The following is a 19468-nucleotide window of genomic DNA, read 5'->3' as shown; positions in this document are numbered from 1 at the left end:
AGATGTGTCGAACAGACTACGCCTTTGGCGAACCACATGGATCTGGGCGGCTGGCGCGACCAAATGACTGTCAAGAAAGCAATTATTCTCGCCGCCGGCGTCGGCTCTCGCCTTCGGCCGCTCACGGACCTCCGGCCGAAGCCCTTGGTCGAAGTCAACGGTACGCCGATTCTCTACAAAGCGCTCAGAAATTTGGAAGCCGTCGGGGTCGAAGAGGTGACGCTCGTGGTCGGTTATCGCAAGCACGCTATTCAATACGCGTGCGGGCATCGCTTTGGCGCGCTCGCGATCAACTATGTGGCATCGGCGGCTTTCGACCGTACTGGAAGCGCCTATTCGCTTTGGCTCGCGCGTGACGCGCTGCTTTCCGGAGATTGCTTTCTCCTCGAGGGCGATGTGTTCTTCGAGGAAAGCGCGCTGCGACATCTGCTGGACAGCGGCCTGACTGATGTAGCAGCCATCGTTCCGTTCGACGAATCCATGGAAGGCTCAGCAGTCCTGTTAACGGAAAACGGCCTAATCTCGCAGTTTCGTATGAGGCAAACCGGTGCAAACCTAACTGCGAATGGCCCACGGCTTTTCAAAACGATGAACCTATTCCGACTTTCATCGCCGACTCTCAAGGAGACGATTGTTCCAGCGCTGGACCAAATCATAGGGTCCGGCGCGACCCAGTCCTACATCGAAGAACTTCTTTCGTATCTTATTGACCTGCGCGGCCTGCAGCTTGCCACTGCGCGGTGTGACCATGTCAGATGGTACGAAATTGACACGACTGAAGATCTGCAAGTCGCAGAGCGACTTTTCAGGGGCGCGTAAGATCAAGGCATGCTTCGCAATGGGTGATTTCGATGCTCAAATGCCTCTGAGATCCTGCGAAGGCCATAATAACTGGCGGCCTTATCTTTTCGTTCGTCAGTCTGTTTCTTGCGTTGTGCGATCGGCTTGAACTTGATCGCGATGGCGGTCCTATCCGACCACCTCGACTGCGTAGTGGCAGCTCACACAAAGATCGCCACGTGATGCAGGGTTGAAGGCCAATTCTGACCTCGCCTGGTCGGCTGTCGCTACAATCCACTTGGGCGGGGCCCGCTCATTTATCCGTCGTTGCAACTTTATTTCGGATGAGGCCATGGGCGCCCTCTCAGTTAGCATCTTTGCATTTTGCCTCGAGGCCTTTCACGCAAAATGGGGTAGCAGAATCGAACGGCTGCCGAGCGAGCGGAACGACCGAGCTCCAGTCAGCGCCGGCAAGACCTTCGCCGCCACACTCGACGACCGATATGCCAGCGCTGGTGTGGCCCGCCCCAGTAGCGTCGGGAAACTACGATTTGGTGACATGCATCGAATAGTTCGATTGGAAACATCGAAATTTGTGATCTTTTTATGTTGGTTATAGCCAGTGGTTTGATGACCATCGAAATGGCTGCCTTCGCGCATGAGAGCTCGTGCGCTTGTGGCTTACAATGTGCGCCGGATCCGCGTTGAGCGCGGTATTCCGCAAGAGCAATTGGCCTACGATGCAGGTATTGATCGCTCCTATATGGGCGGACTTGAGCGGCAACAGGCGAATCCGACAATCGATCTTCTCGATCGCCTTGCCGAGACGCTCGGCGTTACTGTCTCCGAGCTGTTTGTTCGGCCATCCAAGGGGGCGCCGCCGCCCGCCACCTTACCTAAAGGTCGCAAGCCCAAGGCGGCACGCCGCAAAAGGACCTAGTCCCCTGACAGGGCCAGGCCGTGGGGGCTGATCTGTGTGGTACCTGCCAAGTTATGAAAGCGCTCCCACGCGGATTTTGTGCGCAGCCGAGCCTTGATTCGCGGTAATCCCGTTATAGACATCGAATAATGTGATGGATATTCAATCCAGCGCCGGAGCAGACAATGGCGGCTCAAGACGAAGAAGTTCCTCTAAACGCCATCCGCGCTTTTGTGATCGTCGCACGCGAAGGCAGCGTCACACGCGCCGCCAGCAGCTTGGGAACGACTCAGAGCTCGGTCAGCCGCTATTTGTCCGTCCTGCGAGACTATCTCGGTGCTGACCTCATCGAGCGGCGCGGCCGCCGCAGTCATTTGACCGAGTTCGGAAGACTATTTGCTAACGCGGTCTCTGAACCGCTCGAGACAGTCGGCTTCACCGCCAAGAGAATGCGACGGCGGGCGGCCGCGGACGCCAATCGGATTGTCATTCGCACATCACTATCGACTTTTGCCTCCTCGCTTCTGATTCCAAACCTGCAAGCGTTCTCTGCTGAAGCGGGCGGTGTCATCGTGGATGTCGTCAGCTCGCTATCGCCGCCGACATCTTCGGATGACTACGACATATTGATTACACGCGACCTTTCCGTCATCGAACCTGCCGATAGTTGGGAGATCTACAATGAGGAGCTGGTATGCGTGGGGCCGCCCAATCTGGTCGCGGGCAGAGAGCTCTCGATCGTTCGATCAACGCCGATACTGAACATCACATCTCGTCCCGACATCCTGCCGACGTGGCTGAGGGCGATGAACCTGTCCTCAAACGACATCCGAGCGGGCGCGCGCTATGATCACAACTATCTTGCTCTGCCGGCAGTCATGACAGGAAAATGCCTTCTTGTCGCACCAGAAATCATCGTCAGTGATCTGGTGCGAGGTGGCGCTTTGCAAATCATTCCCGGCTCACGCGCTCCAAGTGGCATGCAATATCGCGCCTATGCGGTGGATCGCAGCGAGCATCCCGAGATCGCTCGTTCTTTTTGCCGATGGGTTGCTCGCCTTTGCAAAAAGGCGACGCTTGCTCAGGCTACCTGAAAGCCTCTCCAGGTCTCCTCGATGACTCTGCGCCAGATCGCTTTACCGCCTCCCCCGTTCATATCGAGAGCCGTCAACCAGAAAGACAATCCGAACAAGGAGGCGGCGTCTCCTTCCCACCAGGATTACCTCTCGGTTGCAGCCATCCCGACCACAAGGGACAGAGGGAGAGATCTGAGTAGAGATCTCTCCTATCCGCGATCGTGCCATGTCAGAAGAATTGGCTAAGCAGAACGGAGGTCATTGATCGCCCGAGAGCTCATGAAGTGTCATTCCTGCGTCGGCCCTTCTGGAGCAATGCGCGACAGCGAAGGCGCAAGAGGCGCCGCCCCAGCTTAACCAGTCGAATGGTTCGGCTGCGCAGGTCGTCTGTTTTCCAGCCCCGCTCGGCAACACGGTGGCTTCCAAACAGACCTTGCGCGATTTGGCGATAGTTATTTCCTTCCTGCCATCCATCCAATGCGCGTAGCGCGAGGATAAGGCGACGCCGCTTCAAAGCTGGCAAATCAAGAGGAGGCGTTCCGAGCGGCCGATGCTCAAGGGCGAGCCAAAACCGACGTGCGGCCTGCAAGCGAAGCTCGAAATCCGCGTCGAGCAGCAGATCGACCACGACAACAGTCACGCTCGCCGGAAGGCTCTTCAGCCAAAGGCGATGCTTCGCGCCTCCGAGTGGCACGATGGCATGCCAGCCATCCGGCGCGCGACGAACGTCACTGCCCGGCAGATTGCCAAAATCGATCTGGTAGCTTTTGGGCACCACGCATTTGGCCGCCCGCACAGGCAGTACGGTCGACAGCACTTCAGGTGCCCAGAAGACAGCCTGCTGGTCGAATGCCTTTTGCGGATCAGCTGGAAAACGAGAGCCCCCACTTTCCTCGCAACTGCTCCGTGGCTGCGTTGGATCGTTGGCGGCGAGACAAGCGCCTATAATCCTCTTGGTAATCGGGATCTCGGCGCAGCCACTCCCATGCCACGTCGGCAGCTTCTGCCTTCTTGAGGTCGCTGTATGCTTCCTCAGATCTCCAGTCAGTACCCCGCATGTCGCAACTTCCCCGCAAGATTACACACGCGAGCAAGTGCATCTCATGATTGTGGCGCTTTCCGGCTGCGTACGTACCGCGTACCGGCCCTGCACGCATTTAATCGATGGAATGATCGTTTTTTGCGATTGCTAGAAATTCCCCGATCCTGAGAGCGGCGGTGTTCATTGCTTTGGCCAACCGCCACGCAGCAGATCACGATAGCCGTGGCCTGCTAGCCACCTGGCCCGCGTCAGATGACTTTCGAAGGTGCGTCGCGCGCGATCCGGTTCAACGGTCGGGTTAAGCCCAAGCACAACGCGCGCGATTTCGGTCCAATCTGCCTTGTCAGCGTCGGCATCGAGAAGCCGCATGTAGGTGACGGCGTGCTCCTTGTCATATGACGTGAGCTCGGGCGCGCTGGGAGCCAATTCTGCGATCTTCGGGTCGGCCGGCACTGACTGAACTCCTACCGAACTGAAAATTCTAGCGAAATCCGAGCAACGATAACGAACTTACGGCCATTTTGGTACCGCTCGAATCGTCGCGGCCCCTTCTCTTTTTGACCGGACCCATAGCCGCGAACGCATATGGGACAGCTCCATTCTGTGCATCTGCTCTTTGATCGGCCCTGAATCTGCTTGCAGTCCATACGGGGGCTGATCGCAGACTTGCCACACAGCTGAGGGTGTCCTTGCCTCTTCACCCTATCGGCAACGGAGTGGAGGCCGGTCGTTTACCAGGCGGCTGGTAAAGGCCGCAGCCCAAAGGGCAGCCAAGTGAAAACAATTCGTTCACTTTTCGAGCTCCAGCTGAACGGTTGTCCTATTGAGTCGCGGCGCCGCAAAAAGCTGGCGGAACCTCTGGGGTCATTTTGCTGTCCCCCCAGTAGCGAGCTGTCGCGCTGCGAGGTCGCTTGTGATGGGCCAAAGACAAACTCCAGGACATCTGCGTCTCACGGTGACCTGCCGCGTTAAAGCAATAGTCCGCCGACAGCCAACTGCTTGTGGCAAGCTTATCGGAATAGCTCGGCTATAACCAGTGGTTTCATAGCCGTCAGAATGGCTGGCTTTGCGCATGAACGCTCGTGCGCTTGTGGCCTGGAATGTGCGCCGGATCCGTGTAGATCGCGGCATTCCGCAAGAGCGATTGGCTTATGATGCCGGGATCGACCGCTCGTATTTGGGTGGCATTGAGCAGCAGAAAGAGAACCCGAGCATTGATCTCCTGGACCGTATCGCGATGACATTGGGTATTCACTTGTCCGAATTGTTCGCTGAGCCGGCCAGGGGTGCGGCGCCTCCCAAACCGATGTCCAGAGGACGCAAGCCAGCCCACCTGTGTCGGAACAGGAGGTAAAAGAGAGATGTTTATCGCTAACGACGGGGGCACGCGAGCCGGAGCGGCTCACGTGCCCCCTTCGAGTCTACGGCGGCCATTCCGATCTTCGACTGCAAAACAGCGCTCAGCCCGATCTGCTTCCAAGTAAGCCAGAGCATCTTCGAAATGAGCACTTACGCCGCTCGCGTAAATCGATTGGACTGGCCGCTTGCGCCCGAGGCTATCTCTAAGAGTGCGCGCGGGGCTTGCCGAACTAAGTTGCCGCGTCGGCGCAATTCTGGAACAACGGACTCGAGAACTCCTTGAGCCCGCTCGGAGCAATCTCCGGAATTACATGGAATCCATCGGCCGGACCTTGAACGCGCCACACTAAGTCATGCTCTCCCGAACGCCTGAAGCATCATCGTCGCGAAAATCTCAATACCAAAGAACTCAAAAACAGATGGAAAACGATACAAGTCGAGGCGGCAATTTCCGGACGTCCCGCTATCGCTGAACAGCTTGACCAAAGGGCGGGTAAAACTGACAACAGCCGCAGAATACACAACAATCATTGACAGCATGAGCTTTGCGGCCTTGAACAACGAAACCCAGAATAGCTTGAGAGCGCATACAAAAACCGGTGATAGGCAGTGCGCCGATCGGTAGCAATCGCACAGCTATTCCCATGTCCGCAATGCAATCGTCCCCGAATGGCGCAGCAGCCCCGTACAAGAGCATGGAGGGACTGGCAGATAACATGCCGGTCTTGGTCGCCGGCGCTCCTACCGCATATAACGGAAATGTCGCGGTCGTCCATAACGGACTTATCGATAACTTTCGCGAGTTGCGCGCTCAACTTGAGCAGAATGGCGCCAAATTTGCTCCGACACGAACACTGAGGTCGTGAGACGGGTCCTTGGCGAGGAGGCGGCGCGGAAAATGGCGCTGCCAACCCGCTCGATAGTTCAAGCTCGCGCGAGCCGCCCGGCGGCACGTCGACGGGACTTGATTCGCACGTAGCGTCAAATTGTAGGTTCGAGAAACAAGCCGCCGCGGCCTTTGAAAAGCCGTCGCAGGGCTAGCCTCACCGGGGAGCATCGCATGACGCTGTCTAAGTACCGACTTCTAGGCCAAGGCTCGCGGCTTGGGTCTAGAAAGCTTGGCTTGGCAACTCCGCACCGCTGCACGCGGTCGCGCTGAGATCGACAAGCGCGCTCGCAACGTCGCGCACCACCATGAGCAATGGGCGGTACTTTAACCGCCGACTTTCGGCTCGCGCACCGCCAACGCTCCAGACTGCGCCACGCCACGTCCGCGAAATGGACTGTTGTTGGAACGTCTTGCGCACTCTCGATGGCAATAGCCGTCTGCGCGTCAAGAGGGAAAAGGACATGATCGATGTAAAACTGCAAAGTGTGCTCTCTTCTCTTGCGCAGCCGGCTAAGGAGCTAGGCGCTCAATCGCCCGGACGGCGGGCGCCAGATGCACGTTATGTGAAACTAAACACCAATGAGAACCCATTTCCACTACCAACAATGGTATGGCGAAGTGCGATCTCGGCGCTCGAACGTCAGTATTTGTATCCGGAAGACGACAACATCGGCTTGAGAGAAGCTGCCGCTGATGCCTACGGCCTCTCGAAGGACCATGTGATCGCCGGCAACGGATCGTCGGAGCTTCTCGCCCTGATCTACAGGGCCTTGCTTGGACCTGGCGACAGCGTCGCAATGATGTCTCCTGGATTCTCGTTCAATCGCAAGCTTGCTCTGTTGCAGAGCGCCAAGCTCCTCGAAGTGTCGTGGAGCGACTCGCATTCCATTCCGATTGAACAGTTGCTCCTCGGTCCGGCAAAGGACGCCAAGTTCATCCTGCTGGCCAATCCCAATAACCCAACCGGGACGTTCGTCTCTATCGACGATATCGAACGCCTCGTTGCACAGTCTGATCGCTTAATCGTGCTGGACGAGGCCTATGTCGACTTCGCACCGGATAACGGTCTGAGGCTCGTCCACCGCTATCCCAACCTTCTGCTCCTGAGGACTTTGTCGAAGAGCTATGCGGCCGCGGGCATTCGCGTCGGCTTCGGCCTTGGTCATCCAGAGATTATTGGACGGCTGCGAAACATCCAGAACGTCTTCAACATGAACATCATAGGGCAAGCGGTCGGAGTCAGCATCCTTTCACATCGCGCGGCCTACGAGGAGAATCATAGGCATATCAAGCGCGAAAGAGAGCGGGTTGCGGCCCAATTACGTCAATTCGGATTCGGGGTAGCGCCTTCTCATACCAATTTCTTGCTGGCGCGGGTGCCGAATGGACACGACGGCAAGTGGTGGCATGCCGCGCTGGAGAGAGACGGCATACTCGTTGCTATCTTTGCAGATGATGGCCTTGAGGACTGCATTCGCATCAGCATCGGCACAAAGGAGCAAATGGACACGTTCTTGACAGCGGTTGCCGCGATCTCAGAGCATGAAACGAGATGAATAGCCAACCGCACGCCGATGTGCGCTCGCTTCACTATACCGCTAGGGGAACAAGAAGGCCGCGACAGCGCATCGTGCCAAAGCAGACACCCATGCAGCTGAGGGCCAGGCGGCCGCCAAATAATGGCTTCCCCTGCGGAGCCGAAGCGTCACCACAATGTCGCGCGATTGGCGCCATGGGTACCGAGAGAGGACCAGACCCGACGATCACGAGATGCGGCGACAACAAATCCGTCCCTTGAACCTCCAGAAAACGAATACGTAGATGACACACCAGTCTTCCTCAAAACTCACTTGCAGCATTTTCGATCACCTGGACGACGACGGCCGCGATCTCGGTCGTCAGTACGAAGATCGCCTCGTCTTGGCGGAGGCATACGATCGCCTCGGCTTCTATGCGTATCACGTGGCTGAGCATCATTGCACGCCTCATGGAAGGGTTCCATCGCCTAGTCTTTTCCTGTCAAGTGTCGCGCAGCGTACGCGACACCTTCGTCTCGGCCCATTGGTCATGCTGCTCAATTCCTATCATCCGCTCCGTGCATTTGAGGAAATCTGCATGCTTGATCAATTGAGCGGCGGCAGGCTGGAGCTGGGCTTCGGACGGGGTACTCTCCCAATCGAGCTGAATTACTTTGGAATTTCGGATGAATCGGCGCCAAGCCGGTATGAGGAAGCCAACGAGATTCTCCTGAGCGCCATGAAGGGTGGGGTCTTGTCCTACCAAGGTCGGCACTTCCAGCTGAACCAGGTTCCCCTGACTTTAACCCCTCAACAGCGTCCATGCCCCCCCATATGGGTGGCAACCAATCGCCCCGACACGGCCATCTGGGCCGCAGGCAATGGCGCAAACCTCGCCTGCATGGGGCCGGCCGCCGTTGTGCGCAAAGTTACCGATGCCTACCACACACATCGAGAGCGCAGTGCCAGTTGTTCTGGTCGTGAGCCATATGTCGGATTGCTTCGCATGATCGTGATTGGGCGATCCGAGACGGATGCGTATTCCCTAGCCCGATCCGCTTACGAGCGATGGCTGCGGAGCTTCAAATTTCTCTACGAGCTCAATTGTGTCCCGACGCCAAAGCCCCTTCCGCTGACATTCGATGCAGCCATCGAGAGCGAATTGTGCGTGGTCGGAACGCCAGCATTCGTCCGGCGCGTTCTGCTCAATCAGATGGACGAAGCCGGCACAAATTACCTGCTTTGTCAGCTCGCCTTCGGTGATTTGCGCCTAGATGCCTCGCTATATGCAGCCAGGATCATCCAATCCGAACTGCTCGGCCGGACCTGAGTGCTACATCGTCATTTTCGCAGGAGGACGTCGTTCTGGCCTACCGGCGGCTCATGCCGCCCCATGACGGGGGCATCTACCTTCGCCGACAGGAAGACCACTGTGGCGTAAGGGCGGCAGGGGCGGCCAAGTGCGATATAGCGAGCAGCAGGGTCGGCACTCAGCCTGCAATGATCAAAAACATAGCCACTGTCCTCATCCGGCGTCGCCTTGTTCTGAGCGGTATAGATGACCGCTTGATTGGCGGTGCCGTGCAACTCACATTGCCGGAACCAGGCCTTGGCGTTGCCAAACATGAATCGACATGCCCTTCGATGTAGCAGTTCGAGAAGTATTGTTGTGACATTCTGCCGTTTCGTCCCTTGCCGGCAAACAGCGTGTCCTGGGCGCCGAGCTGGCGGGACGCGCGTAATGAGGTCCCTGTCTTTCGGTAACGGACAGCGCTACATGTCTCTGGCCCCGGAATTCACCTCGCTGCGGATCGACATGCCATGCCCCCGGCCGAAACAATTATCAATGATCGAGATAGGCTGCTTGAGCCATTGTCGCCGTCCTTAATTGTGATGTTGTCGTCACCCGTACGGATCAGTGTGGGTGATGGTCACATCCTGACTGGCGCGAACATCGATGCCATCGGTGTTGCGGGCATCCGCCGGCGAATCGATCGTCAGGCTCCAAAACGTGGCACCTTCAACCCGGTTCATCGCGACATGAAAATTTGCGGCGTTGCGCAACCAGACCCCAGAGTACGTGATGCTGCGCATGATCGATCTGGATCAAACGTGGGGCGTTTTGGTTGCCGCCCTGGCCTCGGACGCGGCGGGGTAGCTGCCACCTGGTTTCCGCGCCGCCACGGATCATTGCGCCGCCCAGACCACCGATGACGCCCTGTCAGTAGATGCCGCCGCCGCGCGTTCTAGAAAAGCTGATGAATGCCGGCAACCGTTGCCCCTTTCCCGCAATGCGACCGTATCGTCCGAGGTCATTCTCGTAAGCAGCAGGTTTGGGGATGGCGATCAGTGTCGCACCGCCTCCGAGATAAATTGCAGCGCCAGCGGGGCGATGTTCAATGGCGTCCTGTACATCTTGAGGAGGCTCTCTCGCCATCATCAGCTTTAGTGTTTTATAATTTCAATAAGGGTGGTGGTCTGATCGCGGGACGTCATACGCAATTGCGTATTATGCGCAGATATACGCGGGTACGCATAAAATTAACACATATTCGCGATCGCGTATACTGACGGTGCATACGCATTCGCGGATGGTCGCTTATGGATTTGATTGCCCGCCTCCCGAACAGGTTGACACCGGGATCGGGCGATACCGGCGACAGAAGAGCTCACCCAGGCTGGCCTCGGTGAGAAGATGCATGCGTGTTAGGCGACGGTCTCGAAGCTGGAAGCCGGTGTACCTGGAACGCAGCTGCGCATCTTGATGGATGCGTTGGCCGCGCTCCATCTCGAGTTGGTCATCCGGCTGCGCACCAAATTGACGACTGAAGCGATTGAGGATCTGTTCTGATAGCGCGTCGTGCTGCCCGCGTGCCGCTCAACGTCTATCTCACCGCACGGCTGGCCGGGCGGCTGCGGCGCGAGAGCTGCGGCGCAATCGATGTCCAGTATGACAAGCAGCTCGCGTGGGAAAATGCCATCCCCATTTCGGTGTCGCTGCCTCTGGGGAGGATCGCTACATCGGCGATCCCGTTCATTTGGTTGAGGAAGCAGTCGAGCCTCGATATCGGTTGATTGACGTCGAACCCGTTGGGCACTTCGTGCATATAGGCGCGCGCGCCTATCGTCTCCTCCTCGATCGCGAGATAGCTCCGACAATGTCCGCCGCCGAGGAAGGCCCGGGCGGACGTGGTCAGCTGCTTGATGATCACGACAAGCGTGATGAAATCGTGGTCGCAACGAAGCGAATGCCGTCTTGATCGATCAAAACAATGGACTCATTTAGGTCCGTGACGTGATCCGCAATGAGAGACGGTGTGTGTTTTTTCGGTCAAACGGAGGGAAAACGGAAGACATAATTGCGCTCGTCCCTCCAGTGCGCGCGTGTCGTGATCGCTCGCGTTGGCGCTCAACTGCTTATGCATTTCCATCGCGCTCGGACCTGCGTCGCTACACGATCGACCATTGTGTGTTGGGTCGGTTTGATCATGATTTGCGCGCCCGCGACCTGACGCGGCGTCAGGTTAAAGCACCGCTGGAAGAGAGTATGTTGCGCGACAGCTACAGCAATTTGAGACAGCACTGTTAAGAGGCGTGCGGCGCAGGGGACATGTGAAGGAGCGTATTCGAAATGAAGAAGTTGTTGCTTGTGACTGCCGGCATCGTCGCGTCTATCGGGGCAGGGCCCGTATTCGCCGCCGATCTCGCTCAGCAACCCGTCTACACCAAGGCACCACCGGTACCGGTAGCTGCGGCAATCTATGACTGGAGCGGTTTTTATCTCGGTGCTAATGGCGGCTGGGGTTCAACCCATAGCTCTTGGGACTTTACAGGTATCACGCCCGAGGGCTCACATGATGCGAGCGGCGGAACCGTCGGTGGGCAGTTCGGCTATCGCTGGCAGATGGGCCAAGTGGTGTTCGGTGTTGAAGGCCAGGGCAACTGGGCCGATTTCAGCGGTTCCAATGTCAGCGCCGCCTTCCCAGCGAACATCAACCAGACCAAGACCGACTCGTTCGGCCTGATTACAGGCCAGGTCGGGTATGCGATCAACAATGTATTGCTCTATGCCAAGGGCGGTGCCGCGGTGACCGGAAACACCTATGAGATCACCTCCCTCACCGGCGCACAACTGGCGAGCACGGACAAGACCCGGTGGGGCGGCGTGGTCGGCGCGGGCATCGAACTCGGCTTCGCGCCGAATTGGTCGGTCGGCGTGGAGTACGACCACATATTCCGGCAAGACGCTAACGTGAACTTCACCACCGCCGCTGGCGCGGCCGGTAGCGATCGCATCCGGCAGGATTTCGACCTACTGACTGCCCGGCTCAACTACAAATTCTGGGGCCCGGTCGTTCTGAAGTATTGATTCTATCGCGTAAAGCGATGGATCGAGAGCCCCGGCCCAAGGCCGGGGCTTCTTTTTTGACGATCCTGGTGACGCACGAGGCGATCTCGAGCTTTGCCTCGTATCTGCCGGTTTACTGGCCACTGCAGATCATGGCCGGCCAAGGCATCCATCTTGACCTGCTCGACTCGGTGTAACGTGCCGCCCGGCGGTAAAGAGCCTTTTAGCATGGTCTCATCATTGTCGGTGATGGTGGCAGCCGCTCGAGGGATTCGACTGATGGCTGCAGAACTTTATCGGCCAGCATCCTACCGCCTCCAGTTCGCCGTGCTCGACGGCAACGTAGCCAGAAAACGCGGCGAGCCCGTATCAATGAGCCGGTTCGGCTGGATCTGCTGGGTGTCGATGCCGATACTTTCAATCACGGTGGCGCCGCTGTTGGACGTCGACTTGCGACGTCGATCGGATGTGCTGCCAGCACGCCCTGAGATCAGACCGTGGTGCGATCACCGCATGACCGAAGCGCCGACAGCCCCCTCAAAAGCGTCGCCAGCTCCAATCCAGGCTTGTCCTGAATGCGCACTTCATTTACCTCGATTGCCACCAAACCGCAGGTCTTGGCCGACAGGCCGCATGCAACGGCCCCGTCTGTGTCGACGAATGCGCATGCACTCGTTAGCATTGACGTCAGACGTCGCTGACGGCATGTCGTATCTTGACCGCACCAGGCGGCTTTAATTTGTGAACCCTCAAGGCGATTGTGAGCGCTTTTACCTTATTCCAGACGCGCGAGGTCGTTTGCGGGATTCGAGTTCGGCAGTTGCCGGCTTGATCATTACGTAGGGCGCAGCTTGAGCAACTTGCCATGCGTTCCGATAAGGCACTCTCCGGCGGCAGTCATCGCTCTGTCTTCAGCTCATTCTCTGCGTGACGACCGTCACGAGAGGATGGCCGTTGTTGTCGCCGTAACTTGTGGCGATACTTCCGAGCAAGTGGCTCATGCGGTCGGATGTGACAGCGAATTCTCCATGGTTTGGATCGAAGAGAGTGGTCGTTCCATTGGAGGTGGACTTTGCGACCAGGTGTGCTTGGCCTTCGGGGAAGCGCAAGAAGGCGCGCCGCAGGGCGTTTGGCTTGGTCAGCGTCGCTGGCTCTAGGATGCGATCAGCCTGAGAAGCACGCTGTCGCCGACGCCCGCCTGTTAGTCAGCGCGCAGACCCGCCCTGCAGCCCGTCTCATCATGCTCCAACACCGAAGGTTGAGAGCATGATCTACTTCGGTACGCCCTTACGAGACGCACGCGTGGTTATCTTCAAAAAAACCTCTCACGGCTCCAGTGCGACCTTTAAACCCTCGTGACCTGCAACGTGAACGTAACGTGGTCCGATTGGCCGACCTCGTCCGCTGGCCACAGTGACGATGTCCTCCAGCGGAGCAACGCGTGCATCCGATTCAGGGCGTGACAAGATCAGGTCAGCGTGGAACAGACCTTCCGATTCCAGACCGGTTGCATCGATGCCAAGAGCTGCCAACGTGGCCAACGTCCTCTCAAATTCCTCAGGATCGCGAAATCGCCGTTGAATAAATGTCGCACCGGCCAGACGTTCTGTCACAAGGCCACGTTTCGCGAACTTCGCAGCCAGGGAATCATACGGGAACATCCGCAACACGAAAGAGATGATCCATGGAATCTTCTGTGTCGCATCGAGAATTTTGCTGAACGTCTTTTCAGTCACGTAACCGATGCAGCCCGTCGACATGATAACATCGGTGGACGGAGAACACGCGCGCCTTCTGTCGAAAGCGGTTCTTTTTCAAGGTCGGCGACAATACCCTGCTCAAGCAGGCCAACGGCTGTTGCATAGCGGATTGCCGGAGCCGATACATCGAGGCCGATAAATCGTGCAAGGCCAACATTAGGCCAAGCCGAGTAAAAATTGCGGTCGAGACCCATCAGTGCCTCGGAACCGATCGCCCTCATCTCGCGCCGGGCATAGCGGTGGCGCAGGCCGCTGAAGGTCAATGGAAAACGATGCACCGCCGCGTTGATGCCGTATGAGCAGCCGACATCAAGCACGATCGGCTTAACGCCGGTTGCAGACGCTTTCGCGGCCAGAATCTGACGCACGATCGGCTCAGCCACATCCGGGATCATATAATCCAAGGCTCCAAGGAGGGAGAAATACGCTCTTGGATCATCCAAGGCATAAATGTCATCGAAGGCAGCTTTATCCCGATTGATACGCGAAAAATCTGCTCGCAACCCAAGGCCTCCACGTTCAATTTGCACGCAAGCCCAAGGCTCTCGCCTTGGCCGGGAGGCTCTTACTGCAGATCTTGGCCGATATATGAACCTTACAGCGCTTTACCCTCTCTAACCCCAAGTCATTCTCCCTGCTCGAGGCCTGCAGCTTGTCGCGTGGATGCCGATGCTGGATATCGAGGCTGGGTGAAGACGCGGGGTGGTGAGGGAGTCCAAATGCGGACCGCCTCGAGTATTGGGCGCGCGCCTTTGTTCGTGCCAGATGCTTCTCGCAGCGTAACGGTCTCGACCGATTCTGACGAGCGGCTCTAAAGGGGCTTGAATCGCACGTAACGGGAGTTTGTATCATCATACGGGTAAGCGGCGGATCACGTCCGACCGTGGGTTACTTCTTGACGCGTGATGAGACTCGTGAACCTCTCAGAATTTCGAATCTGTATGGCGATGCTCCGTTCTGATGCCCGAGCACTTCGCAGAGGGCTAAGCGGTCATCCTGCTAGGACAGCCTGTCTGGCGTCCGCTCGGTTGACTCCGTTCTTCCGAGAGCGCAGGCCGCCATTCAGGCATCATGGCGGGACTTGTCGCAAGCTCACCCATCGCAATGTCCGATGCGACGACGCCACATCCGACCCACGCCAACTACTCGCGGAGTCAAGCACGACGTCGGCGTCTGTTGCGCACCGGTGCCGTTGCTGACAGACCCCGATACTGACGCCGCTGTTTCAAGACCATTTGCCGACAGACATTGCTCGACCAAGCGCTCTGGGGTGAGCGCTGCCGCACACGATCGCTCGAATTGTGCCGCCGATGTCTCTGGAATGCGGGCATATCACGTGCGGAATGAAGAATATCGTGGATCACCGAGAGAGGATAAACGTGAAGCACAAGCAGCGAACCAACGAGCCGTCGCCCTCCAGAACGCATCATTATACAATCTTTCTTTTTGGAGTTGCGATTACGACGGCTCTGTGCTGCGGAAGTGCAGGTGCGCGCGATCAGCCGGCACCAGCCGAGGCGCGACAGGCGTGCACACCAGATGCGTTTCGCCTCTGCGGCGCTCACATACCTGATCAGGACGCTGTCGCGGCCTGTCTCAAATCTCATATCCAACGCTTGAGCGTACAGTGTCGCAAGTTCATCCCAGTCCGGAATGCTCCCGCAAGTGATGGGGGCCAAAAATGAGGTCTTCGACATCTGGTTTCGCCGGATCATATCCCTGTCGCTATGGGTGGCGCCGCCTCAGACCGAGAGCTGATCAACGGTTGTGATGCGTCACATGTGGCTGGCAGCACGATCCGCCGCGCCTCTCTCAACGTATGTTGCCCGGTCACTCTAAATAGCTGAAGATACCAGAATGCAGGATCTGCCATTTGATACCGTTCTGATCGCCAATAGGGGGGAGATCGCTGTTCGGATCATCAAGACTCTTCGCAAGTTGGGGCTTCGCGCCGCCATCGCCTACCACGACATTGATGCGGGCACGCTTGCTGTCACTATGGCCGATGCAGCCATCGCGATAGACGGACGCACGCCGATCGCTGCCTATCTCGACATCCCTCAGATTATCGCCGCCGCCCGACAGGCGAATGCTGGTGCACTGCATCCAGGTTATGGGTTTCTGTCGGAGAGCGCCGAGTTTGCCAGGGCCGTTACGAGTGCCGGGATCACGTTCATCGGACCTTCTCCCCAAAGCATCGAATTGATGGGCGACAAAATCCGAGCTCGCAATTTCGTCCAGCGGCATGGGTTTCCAGTCGCTCCTTGCGCCATTGAGGACGATGATCCGGCGACTTTCGTCTGCAGAGCCCGGGCCATGGGTCCCCCTTTGCTCGTCAAACCTTCCGCGGCTGGGGGTGGCAAGGGCATGCAGATCGTGCGCGACATCGGCCTCCTGGAGGACGCGATTGCGCAGGCACGCAGCGAGGCGCAGCGCTACTTCGCAGATGGCCGGCTTTACGTCGAACGTTACATCGAACACCCGCGCCATATTGAAGTCCAGGTGCTGGGTGACGCGTTCGGAAACGTTACTCATCTGTTCGAGCGCGAGTGCTCAATCCAGCGTCGGTTCCAGAAGGTTATCGAGGAGGCGCCCGCTCCGCGGCTATCGTCTGCGTTGCGTCAACGGATCTGCGATACTGCCGTCGGTATCGCCCGTGCAGCCAACTATCAAGGCGCAGGCACCGTCGAATTCATCCTTGGCGGAGAAGAGTTTCATTTTCTGGAGATGAATACGCGTTTGCAAGTTGAGCATCCCGTGACCGAAATGATCACCGGCGTCGATCTAGTTGCCGAACAGATCCACATTGCTGCGGGCCATCCACTGCGGTTGGCACAATCCGACATCGTGCCGAGAGGACATGCAATCGAAGCCAGGCTGTGTGCCGAAGCGCCGGAGCGCGGATACGCTCCAACGACAGGCAGGGTCCTTGTGCTCGATTACCCCGATGGCGACGGTATACGCGTCGACAGTGGCCTTTCGCGGGGTCAGAGGATTACGACAGCATTCGACCCCTTGCTCGCCAAGATCATCGTGCATTCCCCCACGCGTATCAAGGCTGCGCAAAAAGCGCATCGCGCGATGCGGGAATTTGTGCTTCTCGGTTGCGCAACCAACGCAAGCTTCCTTGCCCGGATCCTTGCGGACGACAAATTTCTCCATGGGCAAATTCATACGGGGTATCTTGAGGAACATCCGCATATCGCTGCTGGCGAGCCCTTGGCCAACCTATCGGATTTCCTGGCAATAGGCGCCCTCCTGACCGGACCGGTCCGCGAATCGGCGGATGCCGTGTCCGACCTTCATGCGGCGCTGGGCAATTGGAGAAACTAACGTGAATCATTCTTTTGAGGTCGATGGCGTCGAATACCAGCTATGGCTGTCCAGATGCCGAGAGAACTACCGTCTCTGCTTGCATGACAGGGTGATCGCCCCCATTGCGCTCTCCGATTGCGGCGACGGCCGCGGCGTTGTTACGATTGCGAGCGAAAGCCGGCCGGTCCGCTTCGCGATCGATGGCGAAACCGTTCACGTGCACATGAGCGGCGAAACGCGCAGTTTGCATTACCGTGACCCGCTGCGAACGCTTGCGACGTCGAAGCTGGAGATAAGCCAAGCCGTCGCTCGCGCGCCGATGCCGGGCGTCGTCGTCGTCACCCGCGTTTCGTCTGGTCAGTCCGTTTGTGCGGGAATGGCCCTGATGTCAATCGAGAGCATGAAGTTGGAGACTGTCATACGTTCTCCACAAGATGGCATTGTCGAGCGTGTCCACTTCAAGGAAGGCGAGAGCTTTGAGCAGGATGCCGTATTGGTTACGCTCATCGAGGAGCGGTCTTGAAATGCAACAGCTCTCGTCTCTGGTGGACGTCAGATCGGAAGACTATCGACTCAATGAACTTCATAACAGGCGACTTGCAAAAGAATTGAAGGAACGCCAGCAGGTCGCCCGCTTCGCGCGTCCGGTGCGGGATCTTGAGCGCCTCAAGCGGCAAAACAAGCTGTTTGTGCGTGATCGGATCGAGGCTTTGCTCGATCCAGACACCCCGTTCCTCGAGCTTTCGACGCTGGCGGCGAACAAAGCCTATGACGGCGAGGTGCCCAGCGCCGCTCAAGTCGTTGGGATCGGCATTGTCGCGGGTCGAGAGGTCATTATTCACGCAGACGACGCTAGCGTCAAGGGCGGGGCGTGGTATCCGCTATCGGTCAAGAAGATTGTGCGGGCCTTGGACATCGCGATCGAGAATTGCCTGCCGGTGGTCCATTTATGTGACTGTGCCGGCGGGTTCTTGCCCTTGCAGGCGGAGTTCTTTGCTGATCGCTATCACGCGGGTCGGATCCTTCGCAATCAGTCCATTCTCTCAAAGATGGGAATACCGCAGGTTGGTATAGTCATGGGCCATTGCAGCGCCGGCGGGGCATACGTCCCGGCGCTTTGCGACTACAATATCATTGTTGAGGGCGCGGGCGCGATCTTTCTGGGTGGTCCTCCAGTCGTCAAGGCTGCCACCGGCGCAGAGATTTCTGCCGAAGAGCTCGGCGGCGCACATTTGCATAGCAGCGTATCTGGAACGGGTGACTATGTTGCAAGCTCGGAGCTGCATGCAATCGCACTTGCTCGAGACGTCGTCGCTCGCTTCAACGATCCTGTAAAAGCGTCGATCAATCGAGCCGCTCCGGAGCCGCCCGCTTATTGTGCATCCGAACTTTACGGCATTGTTCCGCGGGATCCCCGGACGCAATTCGACATGCGGGAGGTCATTGCCCGCCTGGTCGATGGCAGCCGGTTCCACGAACATAAGCCACGTTATGGCGAGACCCTTGTGTGCGGCTTCGCGCGTCTGCATGGCTATCAGGTTGGTATTCTCGCAAACAACGGCGTGCTGTTGGGCGAAAGCGCACTGAAAGGCGCTCACTTCATCCAACTATGTGACAGGTCTCGAACGCCTCTGCTCTTCTTTCAGAATACGACCGGCTTTATGGTCGGCGGCGACTACGAAAGGCGTGGCATAACGAAGGACGGCGCCAAGCTGATCATGGCTGTCTCCGGGGCGTCTGTGCCAAAATTCACGATCATCTGCAACGCCTCCCATGGAGCTGGCACCTACGCTATGGCGGGGCGCGCCTTCGATCCTCGTTTTGTGTTTACTTGGCCGCAGTCTCAGATTTCGGCGATGGGCGCGGAGCAGGCAGCGGGCGTACTCACACACGTCAAGGCCAGACAGCTGGCCCGGCACAATGGCCACCTCGCCACGGAGGAGTTGGCAGCGATTCGCCAACCGATTCTGGAAGAATATCGGGAGCGGTCGAGCGCGTACTATGCGACATCCGAATTGTGGGATGACGGCATCCTTGATCCCGTCGATACTCGAAACGCGCTTGCGATCGCTCTGAGCGCATCGCTCAACAGCCCGATTGCGTCGCCGCATTATGGCGTATTTCGAATGTGACGCTCGCAGCGAAGGTCGCGCACCGGCGAGATGCCCACGCCAGATCTCCTCATTATCAAACACGTCAACTATACCAATCGCCAGAAACCAGCTCACGGGCCTTGCGGATCTTGGAGGGGACACCGAATCGCTGCGGAGTTATTGAGGACTTGAAACTCGCGTGGCGTCAGGTTGTAGGCTCGAAAAGAGATGATTTGTCGATGCTGCACCCGCTTGCCGCAATGGCTACACCGCAGTCCCGTCGTTTCGTCTTCCCGCCCGTGCAGAAGCCGCGGTCTATTCGAAGTCGCTCCAACTCAAGGACTGAAAGGGATCTTCGGTGCACCTGTGG

The 19468-nt window shown here is 57.7% G+C and carries 18 protein-coding genes and 1 pseudogene; 12 read left to right on the top strand and 7 right to left on the bottom strand.

All coding sequences use genetic code 11. From position 1 onward, the window contains the following. Window positions 1–36 precede the first annotated feature (36 nt). The 3 genes from HZZ16_RS23170 (at window position 37) to HZZ16_RS23160 (ending at window position 2793) form a co-directional block, all read left to right on the top strand. Window positions 37–819, top strand: coding sequence for a phosphocholine cytidylyltransferase family protein (locus HZZ16_RS23170; RefSeq protein ID WP_246510328.1), 783 nt, complete (start codon window positions 37–39; stop codon window positions 817–819). 619 nt (window positions 820–1438) lie between these two features. Beyond that, window positions 1439–1720 (top strand): helix-turn-helix domain-containing protein, encoded by a 282-nt coding sequence (locus HZZ16_RS23165; RefSeq protein WP_197952061.1) that lies wholly within the window; start codon window positions 1439–1441, stop codon window positions 1718–1720. 164 nt (window positions 1721–1884) lie between these two features. After that, window positions 1885–2793, top strand: coding sequence for a LysR family transcriptional regulator (locus HZZ16_RS23160; protein ID WP_197952059.1), 909 nt, complete (start codon window positions 1885–1887; stop codon window positions 2791–2793). A gap of 259 nt (window positions 2794–3052) precedes the next feature. Here the strand turns inward: HZZ16_RS23160 and HZZ16_RS23155 are convergent, their stop codons facing one another. From HZZ16_RS23155 to HZZ16_RS23150, 3 genes are all read right to left on the bottom strand, one after another. Beyond that, the gene (locus HZZ16_RS23155; protein ID WP_197952057.1) at window positions 3053–3592 is read right to left on the bottom strand and encodes a DUF2285 domain-containing protein; all 540 of its coding nucleotides are present in this window, start codon (window positions 3590–3592) and stop codon (window positions 3053–3055) included. Window positions 3593–3638: 46 nt separating this feature from the next. Beyond that, window positions 3639–3833, bottom strand: a complete 195-nt coding sequence (locus HZZ16_RS38320) for a transcriptional regulator domain-containing protein (RefSeq protein ID WP_376707583.1) — start codon at window positions 3831–3833, stop codon at window positions 3639–3641. Window positions 3834–3997: 164 nt separating this feature from the next. Further along, entirely contained in the window at window positions 3998–4270 is a 273-nt protein-coding gene (locus tag HZZ16_RS23150) for a DNA -binding domain-containing protein (protein ID WP_197952055.1), read from the bottom strand. A gap of 619 nt (window positions 4271–4889) precedes the next feature. Between HZZ16_RS23150 and HZZ16_RS23145 the strand changes: the two genes are divergently transcribed. From HZZ16_RS23145 to HZZ16_RS23130, 3 genes are all read left to right on the top strand, one after another. Beyond that, window positions 4890–5171, top strand: a complete 282-nt coding sequence (locus HZZ16_RS23145; protein WP_197952053.1) for a helix-turn-helix domain-containing protein — start codon at window positions 4890–4892, stop codon at window positions 5169–5171. 1355 nt (window positions 5172–6526) lie between these two features. After that, window positions 6527–7621, top strand: coding sequence for a histidinol-phosphate transaminase (gene hisC / locus HZZ16_RS23135; RefSeq protein ID WP_197952051.1), 1095 nt, complete (start codon window positions 6527–6529; stop codon window positions 7619–7621). 265 nt (window positions 7622–7886) lie between these two features. After that, complete coding sequence (locus HZZ16_RS23130; protein ID WP_197952049.1) at window positions 7887–8912, top strand: LLM class flavin-dependent oxidoreductase; 1026 nt, start codon at window positions 7887–7889, stop codon at window positions 8910–8912. Window positions 8913–8923: 11 nt separating this feature from the next. On the opposite strand, the gene HZZ16_RS23125 is transcribed toward HZZ16_RS23130, so the two are convergent. Beyond that, complete coding sequence (locus HZZ16_RS23125) at window positions 8924–9208, bottom strand: pectinesterase family protein (RefSeq protein WP_246510326.1); 285 nt, start codon at window positions 9206–9208, stop codon at window positions 8924–8926. Window positions 9209–9484: 276 nt separating this feature from the next. Further along, window positions 9485–9676 carry a glycosyl hydrolase family 28 protein gene (locus HZZ16_RS37325; RefSeq protein WP_246510324.1) on the bottom strand — a complete coding sequence of 64 codons (192 nt, stop codon included), beginning with the start codon at window positions 9674–9676 and terminating at the stop codon, window positions 9485–9487. 777 nt (window positions 9677–10453) lie between these two features. Between HZZ16_RS37325 and HZZ16_RS38315 the strand changes: the two genes are divergently transcribed. From HZZ16_RS38315 to HZZ16_RS23105, 3 genes are all read left to right on the top strand, one after another. Beyond that, window positions 10454–10657: a HipA N-terminal domain-containing protein gene (locus HZZ16_RS38315; protein WP_376707582.1), complete on the top strand. Its 204-nt coding sequence runs from the start codon at window positions 10454–10456 to the stop codon at window positions 10655–10657. Between the two features lie 556 nt (window positions 10658–11213). Further along, window positions 11214–11951 (top strand): outer membrane protein, encoded by a 738-nt coding sequence (locus tag HZZ16_RS23110; RefSeq protein WP_197952045.1) that lies wholly within the window; start codon window positions 11214–11216, stop codon window positions 11949–11951. Window positions 11952–11968: 17 nt separating this feature from the next. Next, entirely contained in the window at window positions 11969–12127 is a 159-nt protein-coding gene (locus HZZ16_RS23105) for a hypothetical protein (RefSeq protein WP_197952042.1), read from the top strand. Window positions 12128–12841: 714 nt separating this feature from the next. Here the strand turns inward: HZZ16_RS23105 and HZZ16_RS23100 are convergent. Next, on the bottom strand, window positions 12842–13039 hold the full coding sequence (locus HZZ16_RS23100) for a YopT-type cysteine protease domain-containing protein (RefSeq protein WP_246510322.1): 198 nt from the start codon (window positions 13037–13039) through the stop codon (window positions 12842–12844). A 216-nt stretch (window positions 13040–13255) separates the two neighbouring features. Next, window positions 13256–14085 (bottom strand): annotated as a pseudogene (locus HZZ16_RS23095) (class I SAM-dependent methyltransferase). Window positions 14086–15547: 1462 nt separating this feature from the next. Here HZZ16_RS23095 and HZZ16_RS23090 point away from each other — a divergent pair. From HZZ16_RS23090 to HZZ16_RS23080, 3 genes are read left to right on the top strand one after another with little or no spacing between them, the layout of a single operon-like run. Continuing rightward, complete coding sequence (locus HZZ16_RS23090) at window positions 15548–17023, top strand: acetyl-CoA carboxylase biotin carboxylase subunit (RefSeq protein ID WP_197952039.1); 1476 nt, start codon at window positions 15548–15550, stop codon at window positions 17021–17023. 1 nt (window position 17024) lies between these two features. Further along, window positions 17025–17528 carry an acyl-CoA carboxylase biotin carboxyl carrier protein subunit gene (locus HZZ16_RS38180; RefSeq protein WP_197952037.1) on the top strand — a complete coding sequence of 168 codons (504 nt, stop codon included), beginning with the start codon at window positions 17025–17027 and terminating at the stop codon, window positions 17526–17528. Between the two features lies 1 nt (window position 17529). After that, on the top strand, window positions 17530–19137 hold the full coding sequence (locus HZZ16_RS23080; protein WP_197952035.1) for an acyl-CoA carboxylase subunit beta: 1608 nt from the start codon (window positions 17530–17532) through the stop codon (window positions 19135–19137). Window positions 19138–19468 lie beyond the last annotated feature (331 nt).

It is taken from the genome of Bradyrhizobium glycinis, assembly GCF_016031655.1.
GTDB classification, from domain to species: Bacteria; Pseudomonadota; Alphaproteobacteria; order Rhizobiales; family Xanthobacteraceae; genus Bradyrhizobium; species Bradyrhizobium glycinis.
The sequence above is the reverse complement of the archived record's forward strand: the minus strand, read 5'-3'. Positions and strand labels throughout refer to the sequence as shown.

Bases quoted from the DNA above. Each gene is read 5' to 3' on its own strand.
- HZZ16_RS23125 (WP_246510326.1), bottom strand. From the start codon at position 9,208: ATGTTTGGCAACGCCAAGGCCTGGTTCCGGCAATGTGAGTTGCACGGC.
- HZZ16_RS37325 (WP_246510324.1), bottom strand. From the start codon at position 9,676: ATGCGCAGCATCACGTACTCTGGGGTCTGGTTGCGCAACGCCGCAAAT.
- HZZ16_RS23090 (WP_197952039.1), top strand. From the start codon at position 15,548: ATGCAGGATCTGCCATTTGATACCGTTCTGATCGCCAATAGGGGGGAG.
- HZZ16_RS38320 (WP_376707583.1), bottom strand. From the start codon at position 3,833: ATGCGGGGTACTGACTGGAGATCTGAGGAAGCATACAGCGACCTCAAG.
- HZZ16_RS23160 (WP_197952059.1), top strand. From the start codon at position 1,885: ATGGCGGCTCAAGACGAAGAAGTTCCTCTAAACGCCATCCGCGCTTTT.
- HZZ16_RS23105 (WP_197952042.1), top strand. From the start codon at position 11,969: ATGGATCGAGAGCCCCGGCCCAAGGCCGGGGCTTCTTTTTTGACGATC.
- HZZ16_RS23080 (WP_197952035.1), top strand. From the start codon at position 17,530: ATGCAACAGCTCTCGTCTCTGGTGGACGTCAGATCGGAAGACTATCGA.
- HZZ16_RS23165 (WP_197952061.1), top strand. From the start codon at position 1,439: ATGAGAGCTCGTGCGCTTGTGGCTTACAATGTGCGCCGGATCCGCGTT.
- hisC (WP_197952051.1), top strand. From the start codon at position 6,527: ATGATCGATGTAAAACTGCAAAGTGTGCTCTCTTCTCTTGCGCAGCCG.
- HZZ16_RS23130 (WP_197952049.1), top strand. From the start codon at position 7,887: ATGACACACCAGTCTTCCTCAAAACTCACTTGCAGCATTTTCGATCAC.
- HZZ16_RS23145 (WP_197952053.1), top strand. From the start codon at position 4,890: ATGAACGCTCGTGCGCTTGTGGCCTGGAATGTGCGCCGGATCCGTGTA.
- HZZ16_RS23110 (WP_197952045.1), top strand. From the start codon at position 11,214: ATGAAGAAGTTGTTGCTTGTGACTGCCGGCATCGTCGCGTCTATCGGG.
- HZZ16_RS23170 (WP_246510328.1), top strand. From the start codon at position 37: ATGGATCTGGGCGGCTGGCGCGACCAAATGACTGTCAAGAAAGCAATT.